The sequence below is a fragment of the Bradyrhizobium huanghuaihaiense genome (assembly GCF_007830635.1).
Classification (GTDB): Bacteria; Pseudomonadota; Alphaproteobacteria; order Rhizobiales; family Xanthobacteraceae; genus Bradyrhizobium; species Bradyrhizobium huanghuaihaiense.
The window spans coordinates 146406-168042 of sequence record NZ_VLLA01000010.1; the positions used below are offsets into that span (position 1 = coordinate 146406).

Sequence of the window (21637 nt, forward strand, 5' to 3'; positions counted from 1 at the left end):
CGTCCTGCCGGCTATTCGTTCTTCACTGCGACTTTGAGAAGGTCGCAGGCGCTCTCCGAGGCCGGCCGCCACGCATCCTCGGGCGCGATCGTGCCGGTGATCTCGTAATAATCGTAGGTGTATTTGGATTCCGCCGGTGTCTTGATCCGCGCGACATAGAGCGGACGCATCACCTGGCCGTCGGCCCGGATGCTCACGTTCTTCATCTCGAAATCGTTGACCGGCGTGTTCTTCATCTGCCGCATCACGGCATCGCCATCGTCGGAACCGGCCGCGGCCACCGCCTTCAAATAGTGCGTGATGGCGCTGTAGGTGGCGGACTTGCCCTCGTTGAGCAGCTGACCGCCCGTCGCCTCGGCATAGCGTTTGGCGAAGGCCCGGCTCTCCGGGGTCATATCCCAGTAGAACGGCGTCGTCAGCCGCACGTTCTGGAGGTCCTTGAGACCGATCCCGTGGGTCTGGCTGATCATGAGACCGAGCGGAACGAGCAGCTGCGACTTGGTCAGTCCGAACTCCTGCGCCTGTTTGATCGTATTGGCGAAATCAGAGCCCGAATTGGCGATCGCAATCGCCTTGGCGCCGCTGGCCTGCGCCGTCAGCAGGAACGAGGAGAGATCCGACGCATTCAGCGGATGCAGCACCGAGCCGACCACCTTGCCGCCGCCGGCCTTGATGAAATTGGTCGCGTCGGCCTGCCAGGCCTTGCCGAAGGCGTAATCGACGGTCAGGAAGAACCAGCTGTCAACGCCCTGCGCCAGCAGCGCCTTCACCGTGGCCTTCGGCTGCGCATAGGTGTCGACCACCCATTGCGTGGTCATCGGCGAGCATTTGTCGTTGGTGAAGAACGAGCCCGCCGTGCCGGCCAGCATGTAGGGCTTCTTGCGGTTCTTCATCATCTCCTGCACCGCAAGCGCGATCGAGGAGGCCGAGCAGCCGACAATGGCATCGACACCTTCATTGTCGACCCAGCGCATGGCGATGGCGACGCCGACATCTGGCTTGTTCTGGTCGTCTGCGATGACGAGCTCGATCTTCTTGCCGCCGACCGTTCCGCCGAAATCGGCGACCGCGAGCTTGGCGGCCGCGACCGAGCCAAGACCGCAATTGTCGGCATAGGGACCGTTCTGGTCGTTCATGATGCCGATCTTGACGACATCGCCCGAGATGCCCTGTGCGGACAGGGGCACGTGCGCGAACAGCAAGGCAATCATGCCGAGCGCCGCAATCGTCAATCTCCTCATTCTATCCTCCTGCTCCTTGCGTTTCCTCTGGGCCTGCTTCTGCGGCCTCTTTGTCGTTGAGTTCAGTGACCTCTGGCCGGCCGCTCTCCATGCGGGATCAGCAGCGCGTCGAGCGCCACGGCGCCCTCGCCCCTGGCGCGGAGCAGCAGCGGGTTGACGTCGATTTCGGCGATCGTGTCGGCATGCGCGGCGGCAAAGCGCGACAGCGCAGCAACGGCCTGCGCCGCGGCGTCGAGGTCGGCGCGTGGCCGCCCGCGCGCGCCGTCGAGCACCGCGAATGCCTTGAGCGATTTCAGCATCGCCATGGCCTGCGCCTCGCTGACCGGCGCCATCTGCACGGCGGAGTCCTGCAGGATCTCCGCAAAGATGCCGCCGAGACCGACCATCACCACCGGCCCGAACACGGGATCGATGCGGCTGCCGAGGATCAGCTCGGCGACGCCCTTGGCCATCGGCGCCACGATCACACCGTCGATCACTGCATTGGGCGCCCTGGTGGCGACCCGATCGCGCATCTGGGCATAGGCGCGCCGGACGTCGGCTTCCGAGCCGAGGCCCACGATCACGCCGCCGACCTCCGTCTTGTGCGGCAGATCGGGCGAGGCGATTTTCAGCACCACGGGAAAACCGATCTCGGTGGCGGCACGCGCCGCCGCATCCGCATCCTGGACGAGACGCTCGGCCAGCACCGGCACCCCGGCATCGGCCAGCGCGCGCTTGGCGCCAAGCTCGTGGCGAAAAGCGTCGGCAGCAAGCGGTGCCGCCTGCGCGACCGCCGCAGGCTTGCCCTGCGGACGCTGCGCCGCGGCCCGCAACCGCACCAGCGCGGCGACAGTTGCGCAACATCCGTCGAAGCTGGCGATAGTCGGGAAGCCCAGCGCATGCAGCTCGGCCAGCGCGTCCTCGGGACCGTCCACGCACAGGACGATCGGACGGCGAGGAAATTGCGCCCGCATGTTGCGCAGCGTGTCCATGTAGATGGAGCGCAGGCGCGGCAGGTGCAGCGAGAACGGCAGCGGCAGGATCACCGTGTCCGTGCGCTCGTCCGCGACGACGGCAGTCATGATCTTCTCCAGAAGATCAGGACGGCTCGACATCTGCGCGGTGGCGTCGACCGGATTGCGGGCCGAAGCAAAGGGCACCAGCTCCAGAATTTGGCGCTGCGTCTCCTCGCCGAGCTCCGGCAAGGTCAGCCCGACCGACTGCGCGGCGTCCGCGAGCAGCACGCCGAAGCCGCCCGACGCCGTGAGGATTGCGATGCCCGGTCCCTTCGGCAACCGATCCGGCAACAGGATCGATGCGGCGTGACCGAGATCGATCAGCTCGTCGACGCTGCGCACGCGCACCGCGCCGCAACGGACAAACAGCGCATCGAACACGGCATCCGACCCGGCCATGGCACCGGTGTGCGAGGCCGCTGCGGCCTGACCTGCCTCAGACGTTCCGATCTTCATGGCAATGACCGGCTTGCCGGCATCGCGCGCCTCTTCCAGCGCGGAGATCAGGCGGCCGGCATCGCGGCATGCCTCGAGGCAGCACAGGATCACCTTGGTGGCGGGATCGCGCGCCATCCAGGCGATGCCGTCGGCGATGTCGATGTCGCACTCGTTGCCGGTGGTGATGAAGCGGCTGACGCCGACGCCGCGCTCACTGGCCAGGCGCATGGTGTAGCTGCCGAGATTGCCGCTCTGCGACACGATGCCGAGCGAACCGGCTGCCGGCATGCCGTGCTCGAGCACGATCGAGAACGTCGCGATGCTCTTCTCGGCGATGCTGACCGCGCCGAGGCAGTTCGGCCCCAGCAGGCGCATGCCGCTGTTACGCGCAGCAACACGCAGCCGCTCCTGCATGGAGCGGCCCTGCGCGCCGAGCTCGGCAAAGCCCGACGAGAACACGACGACGCTGCGGACTCCGCGGGCGGCGCACTGCTCCACGGCGTCGCCCGCGCGCTCCGCATCGACCGCTATGATCGCGAGATCCGGCGCTTCCGGCAGGTCCGCAACGGAGGCGTAGGCCTTGAGCCCCTGCACCGTCGCGGCCTTGGGATTGACCGGATAGATGCGGCCCGCATAACCGTGCCGGCGCAGCAGATCGACCGGCCGGCCGCCGATCTTGGTCGCTTCCTGCGAGGCGCCGATGACCGCGATCGATTGCGGCAACATCAGCGCGTCGAGACCTTCTCCCGGCCGCATCTCAGCGCCCCTTGAACACCGGCGCGCGCTTCTCCAGGAACGCCATGCGCGCTTCCTTCGCGTCCTCAGTCTTGGACAGGGCCATCGTGATGTTCTGCTCGAAGCGATAGGCATCGCGCGGCGGCATCAGCTCGACCATGTTCGCCGCGTTCTTGGCGTACTCCATCGCGATCGGACTCTTAGATGCGATCTCCCGGGCGAGCTTCATCACTTCGGGGAGCAGGTTTTCCTTGGTGGTGCAGGCCTCGATGATGCCGAGACGATAGAGCTCGGCGGCCGGCACGCGATAGCCGGTGAAGAACATGCGACGCATCAGCGAGCGGCCGAACAATGTGTTCAGCATCGCAGCGCCGCCGGCGAGCCCGACATTGATCTCGGGCATGCCGAAGACGGCTTCCTCGCAGGCGTAGAAGATGTCGCAGGAGGCCATCAGGCCGACACCCGCGCCCAGCGCGACGCCGTTGATCGCCGCGATGACGGGCTTCGCGCATTCGCGGATGCAGTTGCCGGTCTCGCGCGTGATGCGGTTGTGGCTGTGAAATGCGCCGATCTTGTTCGGGTCCGGCCGGTCCTTCAGATCCGCGCCGCTGCAAAACACCTTTCCGGCGCCGGTCAGGATCGCGACCCTGACGTCCTGGCGCTCGGAAATCTCGTCGAACACGGCGACGATGCGGTCGCGCATGGCACGATCGAGCGCATTCACCGGAGGCCGGTTCAGCGTCACCAGCGCAATGTTATCGGACACTTCGAGGGTGACGATATCTCCTGACATGGGCTTCCTCCTTTGGCTTCTGTTCGTATTGCTTGCGGCCGTCCTGACCGGCCTGACCGATCGGTCAGCTTTCTGCGCTGATAACACCAACCACTTCCACTTGCAATATCCTGCTGCTCATCTATTGACCGACCGATCGGTCAGCCGATAGATTTCACGGCAAACAAGAATGAGCTTGAGGAGGATTTCCATGCCCAGGATCAGCCGACGCCAGGCGACAGCTCTGATCGCCGGTGCTCTCGCCGCGCCGCTTGGCGCGCCCGCCATCGTCCGGGCGCGCGCGTCGCAGATCTTCATCATCGTGCCCTATGCGCCGGGCGGCTCAATCGACGGCCTGATGCGCTCGATCGCAAAGGCCATGGCGGAAAACCTCGACCAGCCGGTCCTGGTCGACAACAAGCCGGGCGCCAACGGCATCGTCGGATCGCAATACGTCGCGCGCGCGCCGAAGGACGGATCGGTTCTCTTGGCCGGCGGCACTGGCCCGATTTCGCTGAACGTCCTGCTGCGCAAGAACCTGCCCTACAAGCTCGAGGACTTCGCCTCCGTCGCCATGCTCTGCAACGGGCCGCTGTCACTGACCGTGAACGCGCGGACGCCAGCCACCGACGTCAAAAGCTTCGTCGCCTACGCCAAGGGCCGCGACAAGCCGCTGTTCTACGCCACGCTCGGTCCGGGCAGCGTCACGCATTTGTTCGGGATCATGATGGGCAAGTCGATGGGATTTGCCGTCACCGAGGTTGCCTATCGCAACAATCCGGCCTCCATCATGGAGACGCTGTCGGGGGAGTGCGATCTCAATTTCGCAACGCCCGCCGCCGTGATCGAGCATGCGCGCGGCGGTCAGCTCCGCATCCTCGCGGTCTCCTCCGAAAAGCGCATGGCGAGCCTTCCAGAGGCACCGACGCTGGCCGAAGCCGGCTATCCCGACCTCACGGCCTCGTTCTGGACCGCCCTGCACGCGCCCGCGGGCACGCCGCGCGACGTTATCGCGCGGCTGAACGCGGCGGCCAACGCCGCGATGCAGAAGCCGGAAATCGCAAAGCAGCTCGAGACCGACGGCCTGATGGTCGACACCGGCGCACCGGAACGGCTCGACGCCCAGTTGACCAAGGACGCGGCGCTCTGGGGGCCGGTGATCAAGGCGCAGAACATCGTTCTGGAATGAGAGGCCGCCGCCCGCCCGGTCAGCGCGATTTGCGCCGGCCGGCCTTGGGCGGCTCCGTCGCCGGAAGTTCGACAAGCTCGCCGCTGCGCAGGCCGTTGAAGATCATGTCGAAGAAGATCTCCGCGATCTGCTCGGGTGTCGCGGACTTGTTGGGATTGTACCAGCGATGCATCCAGTTGAGCGAGGACAGGATCAGCCGGCCGGTCATGGGAACATCGACCTTGCGGATCTCGCCGGCATCGATGGCCTCCTGGATCAGGCCGCGCAGGAAGTTTTCGAAGCGGTCGCGGCGCGTCAGCCGCTCCTTGTGCCGCTGGCGATCGGGGTCGTTCCAGAACGCGGTCGTCGAGGCGATCCAGGCCCAGCGGTAGCGGCGGAAATACTCCGCTGTGGCGACCATGAACGCGCGGATCTTCTGCGACGGCGGCCCGTCGGGAATCCGGTCGCGCACGAACAGATAGAGCTCGAGGGTCGAGCCGACCGCGACACGCGCGTAGATCTCGTCCTTGTTGGAGAAGTGATGATAGAGCAGCGACTTGGAGATGCCGCAGGCGAGCGCGATGTCGCGCATCGAAGTGCCCTCGAAGCCCTTGCTGGCGAACAGCCTGCCGGCCTCGGCGAGGATCTGCAGCACGCGGTCCGAGGCCTCGGCCTGGTTCGCAACGCCGTCCTTCATCGTTGACAGTTCAGTCATGAACTCCGCAATCCATTCGTCAGCCAGAAGAGTCTTTAGAATGAAACTAGGTTTTCACCGACCGATCGGTCAAGCCCGGCGATTCCCGCGGAAGGAACCATGAGCGCAGCCCGCATCAGGCGCCTCGGCGTCACCAGGGACCTGCTCGGCGAGAGTCCGGTGTGGGACGAGCGCCGGCAGCGCCTCTACTGGATCGACTCTCTGGCCGGATTGATCCACGCGCTAGCCCCCGCGACCGGCGCGACCGAGCAGTTCAGCGTGCCCGCGCCGATCGGCTCGCTGGCGCTGCGAGGCGACGGCGGCACGGTCCTGGCCCTGCGCAACGGATTTGCGGCTTACGATTTCGACAGGCGCGCGCTGACGGAAGGCCCATCGATCGGCCTCGACCACCCGAAGGTGCGGCTGAACGACGGCAAGGCCGATCCCCAGGGCAACTTCCTCGCAGGTACGATGCACGGCGATCGTGCTCCCGATGAGGCGCCGCTCGGCGGCCTCTACCGGCTGGACGCAAAGGACACGCTGGAGCTGCTGGAGACGGACCTCGCCGTGAGCAACGGACCGTGCTTCAGCCCGGACGGCCGGACCTTCTACATCGCCGACAGCGCGAGGCGGATCATCTGGGCCTATGACTACAGCGCGGACGGCCCCCTCGCGAACAAGCGCGTCTTCGTCGACACGGAAGCGCAAGGGTCCGGCTGCGACGGCGCAACGGTCGATGCGGACGGTCATCTCTGGTCCGTGCTCGTGCGTATCGGCAAGATCGCGCGGTTTGCACCGGACGGAAGGATCGTGCGGACGATCGACATGCCGGTCCGTCATCCGACCAGCGTGTGCTTCGGCGGACGCGATCTCGATGTACTCTACGTCACATCGATCTCGCGCAGTCATGCTCTCAGGGACGATCATCCCGATGCCGGCGGCCTGTTCGCCGTCGAAGCCCTCGGCGTTCGCGGCCTGCCGGCACACAGATTTGGCGCGGGCTGACTGGCCGCGCGGCTACCGCGCCGATCTCTTGACCTGCTTCGGCACGTGCTCCGCCATGTAGTCCACGAACACCCTGATCTTCTCCGGCAGATAACTGCTCTGGAGAAACGTCGCATACATGCCCTCGTCGAAGGTGGAATTCGTCACCCGGAAGCCCGGCAGCAGCCGTATCAGGCGGCCACGCTTCAACTCCTCCGCCACGGTGTAATCATCCAGCAGGGCGATGCCGTGCCCGCCCGCGGCGAGATCGCAAAGCACCACCCCGTTGTTGCTGCTGAAGGACGACGGCACCACGATCTCACGCAGCCTGTTCCTGTGCATGAACTTCCAGACCACGTCGTCCGGACCCATCCAGTAGGTCAGGCAATGGTGGCGGGTGATGTCCTCCGGTTCGCGCAATTTCGGCATCCGGGCGACATAGTCCGGTGAAGCCACGAGAATCCGCTCGCTCCTCAGCAGCCTTCGCTGCATGAGGGCCGGGTCTTTCGCCGCCTGGATCTGGAAGTCGACGTCGAATTCATCTTCGCGAAGCTGGGGGCGCCGCTCGGACAGGCGCAGCTCCACTTTCAGCTCCGGATAGAGCTTCTGAAAGCCCGGGATCAGCGGCGAGAGCACCTTGATGCCGAACAGCGTCCGCGAGTGCACCCGCAGTGTTCCGCGGGGCGCGGTCTGCAGCGCGAGCGCGGCGGCTTCGGCATCCTCGATGCCGTGCAGCACCTGCTCGGTGCGCTGGAAGAAGATCTTGCCGGCATCGGTCAATCCGAGATGGCGCGTGCTGCGGTTCAGAAGCTGCACGCCGAGCTGCGCCTCGAGCTCACCGATATAGCGGGAAACCGACGCCGGCGAGAGCCCGACGCGGCGCCCGGCGGCCGAGAAGCTGCCCTCACGGACGGCGCTGACGAACAATTCCATGGCCTGGAGGCGGTTCATCGATCTTTTCAGATTCTGCAAAGGACATGCTCAGAATACGTCAATTGTTCGAAAAAGCTCAAGCCCCTAGCCTGATGAGAACGCGTCGCAACAGCGACCGATGAGGTGGAGGACGCAACCAATGGAATTCGGCGTATTCATTCTGGCGCAGCAGCGCGGTTATCACCAAACCTCGCAGCAGGTCATCAACAACGCCGTCGAGCAGACGGTTATCGCCGAGCACGCGGGCTTCGATACGGCCTGGTACGCCGAGCACCATTTCAACAACTACAGCCTGTGCCCCTCGCCGCTGATGATGGTGGCGCATTGCGCCGGCCTGACCAAGCGCATTCGCCTCGGCACGGCCGTCTGCGTGCTGCCGCTGTACAATCCGGCGCGGCTGCTCGGCGAAATCGGCTTTGCCGATACGGTCTCGAACGGACGCCTCGATCTCGGCATCGGCTCCGGCTATCAGAAGTTCGAGTTCGACCGCTTCGGCGTGGACCTCGACCATTCGCATGCACTGTTCGCCGAATTCTACGACGTGCTTCACGCCGGCATGCAGCAGCGGATCTTCTCCTATTCCGGCGAGCATCTGAAGATGCCGCCGACCGCCATCGCCGTGCGCACGGTGCAGAAGCCGATGCCGCCGATCTGGGTCACGTCCGGCCATGGCGAGACGCTCGGCCGCGCCATTCGCGACAATCACAACCTGTTCGTCACCGCGCTCTTGAACGGGCTCGACGCGATCAAGGCCCTGCGGGAACGTCTCGAGGCGATCGCGGCGACGGAAGGACGCTCCATCGACGACACGCGCCTCGGCTTCCTGCGCTGCGCCTATGCCAGCGACAATGACAGCGAGATCCAGTCGTATCTGGACAACGCGCGCTTCCAGCGCCGGCTGTCCGAAAGCCTGAAATTCCGGCGCGCCCAGAGCGACGACGGCTACCTGATCAAGGAAGAGGCGGGCCCGAACGACATGAGCCTGGAGACGATGCGGAAGAACCTGCCCGTCGGCAGCGTCAACCAGGTGATCGACCGCATGCTGGAGGAGATCAGCATCCTCAAGCCGACCCACATCGCGCTGCAGACCCAGCTCGGCGATTTCGATCAGCGCACGATGCTGCGCCAGATCGAACTGTGGGGCAGCAGGATCATTCCCGCGATCCGAAAAGAACTGAAATCCGGCCGCGGCAAGGTCGCAAGCGAAGCGGTCTCGGCGTAAGCGCAACCGGCGAGCGCGAGGTTCGGAGGCACGTCATGGGATGTCAGATGTCTCAAATGACCGATTTCCGCTCGGTCGAAGCCGCCGAATTCCGGCTGGCCATGCGCAACCTCGCGAGTGGCGTCGCCATCGTGGCGACGGGAACGGAAACCACACGGCGCGGGCTGACGGTCAGCTCCGTCACCTCGCTGTGCATGGACCCGCCCTGCCTTCTCGTCGGCGTCAATTCAAGCTCCGAAACGCACGCCGCCATCCTCGCCAACGGTCGCTTCGGGATCAGTCTGCTCGGCAGCGGGCAGGAGGATCTGGCACTGCGTTTCGCCGGCGGCGCCAAGGGCATCGACCGCTTCGCGACGGCGCCATGGGAGCAAGGCATTCTCGATGTGCCGCTGCTCGGACCGGCGATCGGCGCACTGGAATGCGTGCTCCACCATCACCAGGTGGTAGGCACGCACGGTCTCTTCATCGGCAGGATCGTGGCCACCTGCGGCGGCAACGGCGATCCCCTCGTCAATTTCCAGGGCGCACTGCGCGCGCTGCCGCAAGCCTAAAGCGCGATGAGATTTGGATGGAGCGTCATCGCGCTTCAGGTTGTTGTCTACGCATATCTTTCCGGAAAACCGCTTCGCACTTTTCCGGATCATGCTTTAGCCGCATCCTTTGTGGCGATCCTGCTGTCATCACCCAGCAGGCCGTAAGCGCGAGAAGGAGCCGCGTCGTGATCATCGAATGCCTGGACGGCGGCGCCGTCCGTCTGACAGAGCCATCCGACTTCAGAAAGTTCAAGCTGGTGCTGCGCGCCGATGTCCGCACGGACACACAGAGCTGGAATGGCATTACGCTTCTTGACGATCGCAATGCGCTCGTCTCGATCGATCTGGTCCCGACCCTGCCGGGCCGTCCCGACGATGCAAGCTGGGACCAGGACTACGCGGTGATGGTGGCCAAGGCCCGCGAGCATGGCTGGATCGATGCCGAACGACAGGCGATCCGCGCACATATCGAACGAGTGCCCTAATCGCAGTCGTCCCAAAGTCAGTCCAGCTTGATCCAGACACCCTTCGTTTGCAGGTATTCGTCGAGCTGCTCGGTGCCCCCCTCGCGGCCATATCCGCTCATCTTGTAGCCGCCGAACGGCATTGCGGGATCGATTGCGTGATAGGTGTTCACCCACACCGACCCTGCACGGAGGCTGCGCGAGATCACGTGCGCCTTGCTCACGTCGCGCGTGAAGACACCTGCCGCGAGCCCGTACGGCGTCGCGTTGGCTCTTTCCACGGCCTCGTCGAGGGTGTCGAACGGCAAAGCGGAAATGACCGGGCCGAAGATCTCGTCACGGGCAATCTGCATGTCGTCGGAGACGCCGGCGAACACGGTCGGCTCGACGAAGTTGCCCTTCGCAAGACTGCCCTCCTTTGCGCGCCGTCCGCCGGCCACGACCTTTGCGCCTTCGTCGCGCCCGCTTTGCAGGAAGCCCTCCACCTTGTCGAGTTGTCGCTGGGAGACGAGAGGCCCGATCTCCGTCGCCGGATCCGCGCCATCGCCGATCTTCAGCGCGGAGGCGAACTTGCCGAGCCGTTCGACCAATTCATCGTGGATTTTACGCTCCACGAACAGGCGCGAGCCGGCGATGCAGATCTGGCCCGAATTGGCGAACGCGGCCATCGCGGCAATAGGCACGGCCTTGTCGAGATCGGCATCGGCGCAGACGATGACCGGTGATTTTCCGCCAAGCTCGAGAGACACCCGCTTGAGGTTGCCGGCCGACGCGCGAATGATCGCCTGGCCGGTCGCGGTGGAGCCGGTGAAGACGATCTTGTCGACACCGGGATGCTCGGCCAGAGGCGCGCCGGCCTCAGGCCCGGTTCCGGTCACCACGTTGACGACGCCGGGCGGCACGCCGGCCTCGTTCATCAGATCCGCGATCAGCAGCGGCGTCAGCGGTGCCTCTTCCGACGGCTTGAGCACGATCGTGCAGCCGGTCGCGAGCGCAGGTCCGATCTTCCAGACCGATGCGGCCGTCGGTGCATTCCACGGAATGATGGCGCCAACCACGCCGATGGGCTCCTTCCGCGTGAACGAGACGATATCCCCCGGCAGCGAGTTATCGATGGTCTGCCCGTGGAGCGCGGTCGCCATGCCGGCGTAGTAGCGCAGCATGCCGATCACGCGGAGCTTGTTCGCCCGCGTCCGGACGATCGGCATTCCCATGTCGGCCGTATCGGACTGGCTGATCTCCTCCCAGTGTTTCTCGAACAGGTCGGCGACACGCAGCAGCAGCGCCTGCCGCTCGAACGGCTTGAAACGGCTCCATGGTCCCACGAAGGCGCGACGGGCCGCGGCGACCGCAGCGTTGATATCGGCCGCCTCGCCGCGCGGGACTCGACCGATGACGTCGCCGGTCGCCGGATTGCGCGTCTCGAAGACCTTGCCCGAGCGGGCTTCCACCCAGGCGCCGTCGACGAACATCTTTCGGGTTCGGCCGTCGACCGGAAATCGGATCTCAGCTTTCGTCATCGAAGTACTCCTGTCTCGACGGAGGCGAGGATGGATGCCCCGCCGCCGTTTGATTTCGCGCTTTCATAGCTGTTATTCTTCGCCTCGGGCAGGGTCCGCAACGATGGCGGGGACTGCATTCTGATGCTCCGCGGTCTTCGGGTCGAACATGGGAGCGGGCGTCATGGCGAATGTCAGGGCTGACCGGCCTTGGAAGGATCGATCGAGATCTGGCGCTTCAGCGTGCGCAGGCCGAACGTCGTTCGCGACTGCCGGATGCCCGGTATCCTGTACAACGCCTGTCGCAGGAAGCGCTCGTAGTGATCGGTGTCCTGCACGACGACCTTGATGAGATAATCGTATTCGCCGGTCACCAGATAGGCTTCCATCACCTCCGGAATTCGCGACAGTGCGGTGCCGAAGCGCTCGAGCACCTTCTCGTCGTGCTTGTCCAGCGTGATCTCGACGAAGGCGACGTTGTTGTAGCCAAGATTGGCGTGATTGAGCACCGCGACGTATTTCTCGATCGCGCCGTTTTCCTCCAGGCGCTTCACCCTGGTCCAGCATGGCGAGCTCGAGAGCCCGACCTGCTCCGCCAGCGCGCTCGTCGTCAGGCGGCCGTTCTCGCTCAGAGCCGAGAGAATGCGGCGATCGAGCTGATCGAGCTCCTCGACGGGGCCGCGCTTGGCAGGCATCGGATGTTCCTTCTGTATCTTAGTCATATTACGGGAAAATATCCCGAAATTTCGGCCGATCCGTCGGAATTTTGGGAAATCTTTGCGAATGAAGAGATTATCATTGTGCCGCGAGAGAACCTGACATGCAACCTCAACAGCGCCGCAGCGTCAGCGTGACGGCCACCACGTCCGACCCTTTTGACGGCATCGTCCGACTTGTCCTCGACGCGGGCCGATTCGGCTTCGGCCTCGACCAGATCTCGATGACCACGCGCTCCGACGGGAACCGAACCATACGGATGGTTCTTGAAGTCCAGCCGTCGGCCGATTGCGCGGACCTTGCGGAACGGCTGTCACGGCACCCGGCGATCACGGACCTTCGCATCGCGGAGCTTTCGCGCGAACAGTCCGATCAACCGGGTGTTGCCGCGTCACACCCCGCAGACGAGCGGATGCTCCCATGACCAGCCCCACGCCCCTTCATTTTCACGTTCCGGAGCCTGCAAGCCGACCGGGAGGCAAGCCGGATTTCTCCGGCGTCTCGATTCCGAAGGCAGGCTCGGTCCGGCGTCCACCGGTCGACGTGCTCCCTGAGGAGATTCGTGATCTCGCCTACTCGATCATCCGCGTGCTCAATCACGAGGGCCGGGCAATCGGGCCATGGGTGCCGGACCTCTCCCAGGACGAGCTGGTCGCCGGCCTGCGCCACATGATGACCCTGCGGACGTTCGACGCGCGGATGCAGATGGCGCAACGACAGGGGAAGACGTCTTTCTACATGCAGCACACCGGCGAGGAAGCGGTGAGCTGCGCCTTCCGCATCGCGCTCGGCCCCGACGACATGAACTTCCCGACCTATCGCCAGGCCGGCCTGCTGATCGCGCATGACTACCCGCTCGTCGATATGATGTGCCAGATCTATTCCAATGAGCATGATCCGCTGAAGGGCCGGCAACTGCCCGTGATGTACTCTTCGAAAAAACACGGCTTCTTTTCGATTTCGGGCAACCTCGCCACGCAGTTCGTCCAGGCGGTCGGCTGGGCCATGGCGTCGGCGATCAAGCGCGACAACCGCATTGCCGCCGCCTGGATCGGCGACGGCTCGACGGCGGAGTCGGATTTCCATGCGGCGCTTGTCTTCGCCTCGACCTACAAGGCGCCGGTCGTCCTCAACGTGGTCAACAATCAGTGGGCCATCTCGACCTTCCAGGGCATCGCGCGTGGCGGCTCGGGCACCTTCGCAGCGCGCGGCCTCGGCTTCGGCATCCCCGCGCTCAGGGTCGACGGCAACGACTATCTTGCGACCTATGCCGTCGCAAAATGGGCGATCGAGCGGGCGCGGCTCAACCTCGGGCCAACACTGATCGAATACGTCACTTACCGCGCCGGCGCGCATTCGACGTCGGATGATCCTTCCGCCTACCGGCCGAAGCACGAATCCGAGGAGTGGCCGCTGGGCGATCCCGTGATCCGGCTCAAGCAGCATCTCATCGCGGCCGGCGCCTGGTCGGAAGAGCGCCACAAGCAGACCGAGGCCGAGATTCTTGCCACCGTCATCGCCGCGCAGAAGGAGGCCGAGGCATTCGGCACCCTGCATTCCGGCGGCAAACCCTCGGCGCGCGACATCTTCGAGGACGTCTATGCCGAGCTGCCGCCGCATCTGCGCCGCCAGCGCCAGCAGATCGGGGTCTGAGCCATGCCGCGCATGACGATGATCGAGGCAATCCGCTCGGCGCTCGACGTCTCGATGGCTCGCAACGACGACGTCGTGGTCTATGGCGAGGATGTCGGCTTTTTCGGCGGCGTGTTCCGCTGCACGCAGGGCCTGCAGCAGAAATACGGCGTCTCGCGCTGTTTCGATGCGCCGATCAGCGAATGCGGCATCGTCGGCACCGCGATCGGCATGGCCGCCTATGGCCTGCGCCCCTGCGTCGAGCTTCAGTTCGCCGACTACATGTATCCGGCTTACGACCAGATCGTCTCGGAGGCAGCGCGCCTGCGCTATCGTTCGGCCGGCGACTTCACCTGCCCCCTGGTCATCCGCATGCCGACCGGCGGTGGCATTTTCGGTGGGCAGACCCACAGCCAGAGCCCCGAGGCGCTGTTCACGCATGTCGCGGGACTGAAGACCGTGGTGCCGTCCAATCCCTATGATGCGAAAGGCCTCCTGATCTCGGCCATCGAGGATCCGGACCCCGTCATCTTCCTGGAGCCGAAGCGGCTCTACAACGGCCCGTTCGACGGTCATCACGATCGACCGGTCACCGCATGGGCCAGGCACGAGCTCTCCGAAGTGCCGGAGGGACATTACACCACGCCCCTCGGCAAGGCCGTGACGCGACGCGCCGGCGAGGCTGTCACCATCCTTGCCTACGGCACCATGGTTCACGTCGCCCTCGCGGCCGTCGAGGAGACGGGTGTCGATGCCGAGGTGATTGACTTGCGCACCCTGCTTCCGCTCGATCTCGAGACGATCGCGGCTTCCGTCGCCAAGACCGGCCGCTGCATCGTGCTGCACGAAGCAACCCTGACCTCCGGCTTCGGCGCGGAACTGACGGCGCTGGTGCAGGAGCACTGTTTCTATCATCTCGAAGCGCCGGTGATGCGCGTCACCGGGTGGGACACGCCCTACCCGCATGCGCAGGAATGGGACTATTTCCCAGGCCCTGTCAGACTCGGGCAGGCGTTGCGCGAGATCGTGGAGGCACGCTGATGGGCGAGCGCAGCGTCAAGCTTCCGGATATCGGGGAAGGCATTGCCGAAGCCGAACTGGTCGAATGGCACGTCAAGGTGGGCGATCTCGTCCGCGAGGACGACCTGCTTGCCACCGTGATGACCGACAAGGCTTCGGTCGAAATTCCATCGCCGCTCGCAGGCGAGATCAGCTGGGTCGGCGCCCAGATCGGTGAAGCGGTGGCGATCGGCTCGACGCTGGTGAAGCTCAAGGTCGCCGGCGATGACGCCTCGGAGCCGGCGGACGAGGCGCCGGCGAAAGACGTAGCAGTGCCATCGGCCGTGGCGAAAGCCGAAGCCCCGGACGCTCGGCCGGCGCCCGCTGCCCGCGTTCACCCCGCGGCGATCGAGGCCCGGCCGGCGATCACATCTGCGGTGCGCCGCGCGCCGGGCGAAAAGCCGCTGGCCTCGCCCGCGATACGCCTCAAGGCGCGCGAAGCCGGCGTCGACCTGCGTCAGGTCCACGGCACCGGCCCCGCCGGACGCATCACCCATGAGGACATCGACGCCTTCCTGTCGCGCGGTCCGGCACTGCTCCACGGTCGCGGCATGAGCCCGAAGACCGCCGTCACCGACGTCAAGGTGGTGGGCCTGCGCCGCCGCATTGCCGAGAAGATGGCGCTGTCGAAGTCGCGCATCCCGCACATCACCATCATCGAGGAAGTCAACGTCTCGCCGCTGGAGGATTTTCGCGCGTCGCTGAACAAGAAGCCCGCGCCGGAGCATCCCAAGCTGACGCTGCTGCCGTTCCTGATGCGCGCCATGGCCAAGGCGCTTGCCGAGCAGCCCGCCCTCAACGCGCTCTATGACGACGCGGCCGGCATCGTGCATCAGCATGCCGGCATCCATATCGGCATCGCGACGCAGACTCCGTCGGGACTCGTCGTGCCCGTGGTGAAGCATGTGGAGGCGCGCGACTTGCGGGACTGCAGCATCGAGCTGAACCGTCTCGCGCATCGCGCCCGCGAGGGCACCGCGACGCGCGAGGAACTGACCGGCTCGACCATCACCATCACCTCGCTCGGCGCACTCGGCGGCCTTGCGACCACGCCCGTGATCAACCATCCGGAGGTCGCCATTGTCGGCGTCAACAAGATCGCGGTGCGTCCGGTCTGGGACGGCACGCAGTTCGTGCCATGCAAGATGATGAACCTCTCCTCCAGCTTCGATCACCGCGTCATCGACGGATGGGACGCGGCCGTCTTCGTGCAGAGGCTCAAGGAGCTGCTGGAGAATCCGGCGACGATCTTCGTCGACCCCTGAGGCGGAAGAAGCAATGACCGAGATCACCTGTCAGCTCGTCGTTATCGGTGGCGGCCCCGGCGGCTATGTGTGCGCGATCCGTGCCGGCCAGCTCGGCCTCGACACCGTTCTCGTCGAACGCGGCAAGCTGGGCGGAAGCTGCCTGAACGTCGGCTGCATTCCCTCGAAGGCGATGATTCACGTCGCCGAGGAATTCGAGAAGCTGACCGAGGCCGCGAGTGGCAAGACGCCGTTCGGCCTGACAGCGGCGAATCCTGCGCTGGACTTCAGGCAGGCGATCGCCTGGAAGGACGGTATCGTCCAGCGGCTGAACAACGGCGTCGCCGCGCTGCTCCGCAAGGCCAAGGTCAAGATCGTTCAGGGCCATGCGCGCTTCCGCGACGGCAAGACGATCATTGTCGAGACCGAGACCGGTCCGAAGACGATCAAGGCGGAGACGGTTGTGATCGCGACCGGCTCGGCGCCCGTCGAGTTGCCGTCCCTGCCGTTCGGCGGCAGGGTGATCTCCTCGACCGGCGCCCTCTCGCTCGCAAAAGTGCCAAAGTCCCTTGTGGTCGTCGGCGGCGGCTATATCGGACTCGAGCTTGGGACCGCCTTCGCCAAGCTGGGGAGCAAGGTGTCCGTGGTGGAGGCGCAGGACAACATCCTGCCGCTCTACGATGCCGAATTGACCGCTCCGATCACGAGACGCTTGGCCGCGCTCGGCGTCGAGATGCTGACCGGCGCCCGGGCGCTCGGCCTGACCGCCCAGGGCGACGGATTGCGCATCGAGACGGCCGACGGTCGCGAGCGCAGCCTCTCGGCTGACAAGATTCTCGTCACGGTCGGCCGCGCGCCGGTTACCGCTACGTTGGGACTGGAGCAACTCGTGCTCGACATGGACGGCCGCTTCATCCGCATCGGCCAGCATTGCGAGACCTCGATGCGCGGCATCTATGCGATCGGCGATGTCACGGGAGAGCCGATGCTGGCCCATCGCGCCATGGCGCAGGGCGAGATGGTGGCGGAAATCGCCGCCGGCATGCCGCGCGCGTGGGACAAGCAGTGCATCCCGGCGATCTGCTTCACCGATCCCGAGATCGTCTCGGCGGGCTTGTCACCGGAAGAGGCTCGCCGAGCAGGCACCGACATCAAGCTTGGGCAATTTCCCTTTGCAGCCAACGGCCGCGCGATGACGCGCCATGGCGAGCCTGGCTTTGTGCGCGTCGTCGCCAGGGCCGACAATCAACGCGTCCTCGGTATCCAGGCCGTTGGACAGGGCGTGTCGGAGCTTTCTGCCGCGTTTGGCCTGGCGATCGAGATGGGCGCGGTCCTGCAGGACATCGCCGGCACGATCCACGCACATCCCACGCTGGGCGAAGCAATCCAGGAAGCGGCTTTCAAGGCGCTCGGCCACGCGATCCACGTCTAGGCCTATCCGCCGCGCGGAGACCAGACGAAGGGCGGCTCAGGCGCCGATGACCTCAGCCATGGGTGCCAGAGTGACACCCGCTACGGCAAGGCGCGCCTTCAGGCGCTGCGCCATCGCGACCGCACCCGGCGTATCGCCGTGGACACAGACGCTGTCGATGCGGGTCGGCAGCTGCGCTCCCGACAGGCACGTGATCGCGCGATCCTCGATCATGCGAATGACCCGTTCGGACGCGACCTCGGCATCGTGAATGACGGATCCGGCGAGGCGGCGCGACACCAGATTGCCATTGTCGGCATAGGCGCGATCGGCATAGATCTCGCGCACCAGCGGCAGGCCGAATTTCTCGCCGGCCCGTTCCGTCTCCTGGCCGGGCATCACCACGAAGATCAGGTTGCGGTCGATGGTGCGGATCGCACGCGCCACGGCTTCGGCGAGGTCGCGATCCTCCGCGGCGATGTTGCCGAGCGCACCGTGGGTCTTGACGTGGCGGACGGGGTGACCGGCGTCGGACGCCAGCGCCATCAGCGCGCCCACCTGGTAGAGCACGATCTTCTCGATGTCGGCGGGGCGTTCGCCCTGGATAGGCCTGCGGCCAAACCCCCAGAGATCGAGGAAGCCGGGATGCGCACCGGCCTGCACGCCGTTGGCCTTCGCCTCGCTCAAGGTGCGATGCATGACGAGCGGATCGCCGGCATGAAAGCCGCAGGCGATGTTGGCGGAGGTGACGGTCCGCAGCATCTCGGCGTCATCGCCGAGGGTATAGACGCCGAAACCTTCGCCCATGTCGCAGTTCATATCGATCAGAGTCATCGTCGTCCTCATTTGGCGTGCAGATTGGATATACCCGTGATACGCGGTGTGCGTCACGACAAATTCGGCCCGCCCCTTGCATGGGGCGGTGACGTTTTTCGAGGAACATGTCTACGTCCAACGACCTCACAGGGCCTCAATGAGCAAGGCCAATGATGCACTCTACGCGGTGCCGCGCTTCCGCCGATCGGGCGATACCGCGCTGACGGTCGAGGTCGGCGACGGCATCGACGCCGATGTCAATGCGCGGGTCGTCGATCTCGACCGTGCGCTGACCGAGCGTGCGCTGCCCGGCATCGTCGAGATCGTGCCGACGTACCGCACGCTGCTGGTCTGCTTCGATCCGGTCATGCTGTCACGGCGCGACATCGAAGCAGAGATCATGGCGCTGTGGCCGCCGGTCGCCCCGAAGGGACAGGTCCGCCGCCGCTGGACCGTTCCCGTCGCCTATGGCGGCGACAACGGCATGGATCTCGACTGGCTCGCACAGCGGCTCGACACCACCACGGACGAGATCGTGGCGCGGCACAGCGCAGCCGAATACCGCGTCTACATGATCGGCTTCATGCCGGGATTTGCCTATCTCGGCGGGCTCGATCCCGCGCTTCACGTCGACCGGCGCCCGGAACCCCGGCTCGTGACGCCCCCATGCAGCGTCTCCGTCGGAGGCCAGCAGGCCGCGGTTGCGCCGCCACTCGCCGCGCCGAGCGGCTGGCACATGCTTGGGCGAACGCCGGTACGCTCCTATGACCCGCGACGCACGCACGAGCCCTTCCTGTTCCGCGCCGGCGACCTGCTGCGATTTCATCCCATCGCTGCCACCGAATTTGCCGCGCTGGAGCGCGCGGCCGAAGCAGGCGCGATCGTCGCCGAGAGAGAAGAGTTGAAGGTCTGAGCGGCGCAATGTCTGTCGATCTCGAAATCATCGAGCCCGGTCTTGCTACGACCCTCCAGGATCTTGGCCGCAGCGGCTTCCAGCGCTTTGGCATCTCTGCGTCGGGCGTGATGGATCCGATTGCGCTGGCAACCGCCAACGCATTGGTCGGCAACAAGCTTGAAACGGCCGCCCTCGAAATCACCCTCGCGGGACCCACGCTCACCTGCGCCGGCGCCGATATCCGCTTCGCGCTTGCAGGCGCGGACTTCGCTATCGCGATCGACGGCCGGCCGGTTTCGTCGCACGAAACACACGATCTGAAGGCAGGCCAGCGCCTCTCGATCGGGACTGCACGGGATGGCGCACGCGCGGTCCTCGCCGTCTCCGGCGGATTTCAGGTCGCGCCGATGCTCGGCAGCGTCTCGACGCATTCGCGCAGCCAGCTCGGCGGGCTCGACGGTGGTCCGCTGCGGGCGGGCGATCGATTGCCGCTGGCAGCTCCCGGACTGCCGGCACGGCCACATCTGATGGTGCCCCCGGTGCACCGCCGCCGCACGCAAGGCCCCGTCCGCGTCCTCCTCGGCCCGCAGGACGATGCCTTCAGCGCCGAGGGCATCGCGACGTTCTTCGCCTCCGACTACACCGTCACGGCGCTGTCCGATCGCATGGGATGCCGGCTCGAAGGGCCGCGGGTTCAGCATGCGGGCGCAGTGGGTATCGTCTCCGACGGCACGGTGTTCGGCAGCATCCAGATTCCCGGAAATGGCCAGCCGATCATCCTGCTCGCCGATCGCCAGACCACCGGCGGATATCCAAAGATCGCAACCGTGATCTCGGCGGACCTGCCGCGGCTTGCTCAGCTCCGCCCCGGCGAACGCGTTCGTTTTCAGGCGATCGAGGAGGACGTCGCCGTGCAGCTCGCCCGCGACATGCGCGAACGGATCAGGCGCATCGATGCATCCTTGATCGAGATCCAGCGGACCGCCGCGCCCACGAGCGACCATTTGCTGGCATGCAATCTCATCGGCGGCGTGATTTCCGCGTTTGACTGAAGTTAGCGCCGAACGCCTTCGCGTCACTTCGGGTTAGGCTCTTCCAATCCTGCGCCCGGTTCATCCAACCGGCCGTCCCTCGCAAGCCGGATCGCATTTCCCAGCGCGCGTGCCACGTTCAGCACTTCCTGCTGAAATTCGCGGTCTTCGTCCAGCTCCCGATGCGAGGTGGCATATGTCTCCATATAACCGACGTAGCCGTCGAGCTCGCCGAAGCGACCGGCCGAGATCAGGTGCATGTCCGTCAGCCAGTCAGACAGGGGTCTGCGCACGCCCTCGGTGCCGACACTGTCGCCGTGAACCACGAGGCCGAAATGGCGGCCGGCGAGATGACGCGGATAGGGCCAGCCTTTCAGCTCGATCGCCTTGGCCTCATCCACCTTCTTGCCGTGCGTCGAGGTCGGATCGGGATTTCCTCCATCGGCGCACACGAGCCGGTCCATCATCGCCTTGAGTCCGGCCGGGACATGGTACCAGTTCACGGGCGTCACAATCAGGATGCCGTGGGCGGCAACCCAGAGCGGATAGATCTCGTTCATCCAGTCGCTGGTCTGGCCCAGCGCGTAGTTCGGATAGCAGCTGCACGGCCAGTGGCAGAGCGGCATGGCGGTGGACACGCAGGCTTTGCAGGGATGGATGTTCTTGCCGAACTCCGAGGTCAGGCGGGAGAGATCAAGGATGTCCACGGCAAAGCCCATCTCGATCAAGACCGGCTCGGCCATCTTGACCATGCGCCAGGTCTTGGACATCTCGCCAGGACAGGTGTGCTCGCTGCGCGCTGACCCGTTGATGATAAGGACGCGGAGAGGCGCACGGGCGTCATCATGCCGCCGCTGGGCCTCGAGGACCGCGGACCGGGCATTCAGCCAGTCGACCGCGAGTTCGTAATCCGGATCGGAGAAGCCTGGTCCTGCCTTTCGGGTCACCGGGGCTTTGCGCGAATGACTGTAGGCATCCCAGGCCGCTCCGATCACAGCATCCAGCTCATGCTGCAGGGGCGCAAACGAGGGATCAACGAACTGGTCCCTGTAGCGGCGTTCAAACTCCTCGCGCGACAGTTTGACGGGCGGCATCCCCTTGCGAATGTCCGGATCCGTCATGCTGACTCCTCTGGATATCGGTGCGATCCG

General features: G+C 65.3%; 21 protein-coding genes. 12 read left to right on the plus strand and 9 right to left on the minus strand.

Annotated elements, in window-relative coordinates; translation table 11 throughout:
* Positions 1-11: 11 nt before the first annotated feature.
* The 3 genes from IQ16_RS21235 to IQ16_RS21245 form a co-directional block, all read right to left on the minus strand.
* Positions 12-1241: an ABC transporter substrate-binding protein gene (locus tag IQ16_RS21235; protein ID WP_026311931.1), complete on the minus strand. Its 1230-nt coding sequence runs from the start codon at positions 1239-1241 to the stop codon at positions 12-14.
* A 62-nt stretch (positions 1242-1303) separates the two neighbouring features.
* Positions 1304-3433, minus strand: coding sequence for an acetate--CoA ligase family protein (locus IQ16_RS21240; RefSeq protein ID WP_020607849.1), 2130 nt, complete (start codon positions 3431-3433; stop codon positions 1304-1306).
* Position 3434: 1 nt separating this feature from the next.
* Entirely contained in the window at positions 3435-4205 is a 771-nt protein-coding gene (locus IQ16_RS21245; RefSeq protein ID WP_018642604.1) for an enoyl-CoA hydratase/isomerase family protein, read from the minus strand.
* A gap of 190 nt (positions 4206-4395) precedes the next feature.
* On the opposite strand from IQ16_RS21245, the gene IQ16_RS21250 reads away from it, so the two are divergent.
* Positions 4396-5373: a tripartite tricarboxylate transporter substrate binding protein gene (locus IQ16_RS21250; RefSeq protein WP_018642603.1), complete on the plus strand. Its 978-nt coding sequence runs from the start codon at positions 4396-4398 to the stop codon at positions 5371-5373.
* Positions 5374-5392: 19 nt separating this feature from the next.
* On the opposite strand, the gene IQ16_RS21255 is transcribed toward IQ16_RS21250, so the two are convergent.
* Positions 5393-6067, minus strand: a complete 675-nt coding sequence (locus tag IQ16_RS21255) for a TetR/AcrR family transcriptional regulator (protein ID WP_026311929.1) — start codon at positions 6065-6067, stop codon at positions 5393-5395.
* A gap of 99 nt (positions 6068-6166) precedes the next feature.
* Here IQ16_RS21255 and IQ16_RS21260 point away from each other — a divergent pair, with 99 nt between their 5' ends.
* A complete protein-coding gene (locus IQ16_RS21260; protein WP_018642601.1) occupies positions 6167-7051 on the plus strand; it encodes an SMP-30/gluconolactonase/LRE family protein in 885 nt (294 codons plus the stop codon).
* Between the two features lie 12 nt (positions 7052-7063).
* Here IQ16_RS21260 and IQ16_RS21265 read toward each other — a convergent pair whose 3' ends face one another.
* Positions 7064-7981 carry a LysR family transcriptional regulator gene (locus IQ16_RS21265; RefSeq protein WP_026311928.1) on the minus strand — a complete coding sequence of 306 codons (918 nt, stop codon included), beginning with the start codon at positions 7979-7981 and terminating at the stop codon, positions 7064-7066.
* 121 nt (positions 7982-8102) lie between these two features.
* Between IQ16_RS21265 and IQ16_RS21270 the strand changes: the two genes are divergently transcribed.
* The 3 genes from IQ16_RS21270 to IQ16_RS21280 all read left to right on the plus strand — a co-directional run bounded on the left by IQ16_RS21270 (position 8103) and on the right by IQ16_RS21280 (position 10203).
* The gene (locus tag IQ16_RS21270) at positions 8103-9185 is read left to right on the plus strand and encodes an LLM class flavin-dependent oxidoreductase (protein WP_018642599.1); all 1083 of its coding nucleotides are present in this window, start codon (positions 8103-8105) and stop codon (positions 9183-9185) included.
* Positions 9186-9241: 56 nt separating this feature from the next.
* Positions 9242-9736: a flavin reductase family protein gene (locus IQ16_RS21275; RefSeq protein WP_018642598.1), complete on the plus strand. Its 495-nt coding sequence runs from the start codon at positions 9242-9244 to the stop codon at positions 9734-9736.
* A gap of 167 nt (positions 9737-9903) precedes the next feature.
* Entirely contained in the window at positions 9904-10203 is a 300-nt protein-coding gene (locus IQ16_RS21280; protein ID WP_018642597.1) for a hypothetical protein, read from the plus strand.
* A 17-nt stretch (positions 10204-10220) separates the two neighbouring features.
* On the opposite strand, the gene IQ16_RS21285 is transcribed toward IQ16_RS21280, so the two are convergent.
* Positions 10221-11702 (minus strand): aldehyde dehydrogenase family protein, encoded by a 1482-nt coding sequence (locus IQ16_RS21285; RefSeq protein WP_018642596.1) that lies wholly within the window; start codon positions 11700-11702, stop codon positions 10221-10223.
* A gap of 173 nt (positions 11703-11875) precedes the next feature.
* Positions 11876-12376: an Lrp/AsnC family transcriptional regulator gene (locus IQ16_RS21290; RefSeq protein ID WP_145831728.1), complete on the minus strand. Its 501-nt coding sequence runs from the start codon at positions 12374-12376 to the stop codon at positions 11876-11878.
* A gap of 125 nt (positions 12377-12501) precedes the next feature.
* Here IQ16_RS21290 and IQ16_RS21295 point away from each other — a divergent pair, with 125 nt between their 5' ends.
* From IQ16_RS21295 to lpdA, 5 genes are read left to right on the plus strand one after another with little or no spacing between them, the layout of a single operon-like run.
* Complete coding sequence (locus IQ16_RS21295; protein WP_018642594.1) at positions 12502-12822, plus strand: hypothetical protein; 321 nt, start codon at positions 12502-12504, stop codon at positions 12820-12822.
* Complete coding sequence (locus IQ16_RS21300; RefSeq protein ID WP_018642593.1) at positions 12819-14051, plus strand: 3-methyl-2-oxobutanoate dehydrogenase (2-methylpropanoyl-transferring) subunit alpha; 1233 nt, start codon at positions 12819-12821, stop codon at positions 14049-14051. Before IQ16_RS21295 ends, IQ16_RS21300 begins: the two co-directional genes overlap by 4 nt.
* Positions 14052-14054: 3 nt before the next feature.
* On the plus strand, positions 14055-15071 hold the full coding sequence (locus tag IQ16_RS21305) for an alpha-ketoacid dehydrogenase subunit beta (protein ID WP_018642592.1): 1017 nt from the start codon (positions 14055-14057) through the stop codon (positions 15069-15071).
* Positions 15071-16354 carry a dihydrolipoamide acetyltransferase family protein gene (locus IQ16_RS21310; RefSeq protein WP_018642591.1) on the plus strand — a complete coding sequence of 428 codons (1284 nt, stop codon included), beginning with the start codon at positions 15071-15073 and terminating at the stop codon, positions 16352-16354. The genes IQ16_RS21305 and IQ16_RS21310 overlap by 1 nt, the downstream gene beginning before the upstream one ends.
* Before the next feature lie 13 nt (positions 16355-16367).
* Complete coding sequence (lpdA, locus tag IQ16_RS21315) at positions 16368-17765, plus strand: dihydrolipoyl dehydrogenase (protein ID WP_018642590.1); 1398 nt, start codon at positions 16368-16370, stop codon at positions 17763-17765.
* A 36-nt stretch (positions 17766-17801) separates the two neighbouring features.
* Here the strand turns inward: lpdA and IQ16_RS21320 are convergent, their stop codons facing one another.
* Entirely contained in the window at positions 17802-18578 is a 777-nt protein-coding gene (locus IQ16_RS21320) for a LamB/YcsF family protein (RefSeq protein WP_018642589.1), read from the minus strand.
* Between the two features lie 139 nt (positions 18579-18717).
* Between IQ16_RS21320 and pxpB the strand changes: the two genes are divergently transcribed.
* Together pxpB and IQ16_RS21330 are read left to right on the plus strand one after the other, a co-directional pair.
* The gene (gene pxpB / locus IQ16_RS21325) at positions 18718-19473 is read left to right on the plus strand and encodes a 5-oxoprolinase subunit PxpB (protein WP_018642588.1); all 756 of its coding nucleotides are present in this window, start codon (positions 18718-18720) and stop codon (positions 19471-19473) included.
* Positions 19474-19481: 8 nt separating this feature from the next.
* Positions 19482-20507, plus strand: a complete 1026-nt coding sequence (locus IQ16_RS21330; RefSeq protein WP_018642587.1) for a 5-oxoprolinase subunit C family protein — start codon at positions 19482-19484, stop codon at positions 20505-20507.
* A 23-nt stretch (positions 20508-20530) separates the two neighbouring features.
* Here IQ16_RS21330 and IQ16_RS21335 read toward each other — a convergent pair whose 3' ends face one another.
* The gene (locus tag IQ16_RS21335) at positions 20531-21607 is read right to left on the minus strand and encodes a flavodoxin family protein (RefSeq protein WP_018642586.1); all 1077 of its coding nucleotides are present in this window, start codon (positions 21605-21607) and stop codon (positions 20531-20533) included.
* Positions 21608-21637 lie beyond the last annotated feature (30 nt).